Below are 287 nucleotides of genomic sequence, written 5' to 3' on the forward strand. Positions count from 1 at the left end.
CGCCCCTGCTGGTCGCGGCTGACCGCGACGGTGGCCTCCGGGCTCGCCGCGGTGACGAGCCTGCCCTGCTCGTCGTAGCCGAACGTCGCCGTCTCGGGGTCGGCGCGCCGCCAGGAGAGCCGCCCCGCCGCGTCGTAGCCGTACTCCACCGCCTGCCCGGCCGCGTTCACCGACCACACGAGCTGGCCCGCCGCGTCGTAGGCGTAGCGGGTGCGGTGGCCGTCGACGTCGGTCTCCTCGACGAGCCTGCCCGCGGGGTCGTAGGTGTAGTGCCAGGTGGCGCCGAG

The 287-nt window shown here is 76.0% G+C and carries 1 protein-coding gene; it reads right to left on the reverse strand.

Annotation, left to right across the window (positions count from 1 at the left end; translation table 11 throughout):
• Window positions 1-287 (reverse strand): RHS repeat domain-containing protein (locus JHE00_RS34770; protein ID WP_200326453.1); only part of this gene is annotated, 287 nt, incomplete at both ends.

The sequence above is a fragment of the Prauserella cavernicola genome, assembly GCF_016595675.1.
Lineage (GTDB): Bacteria > Actinomycetota > Actinomycetes > Mycobacteriales > Pseudonocardiaceae > Prauserella_A > Prauserella_A cavernicola.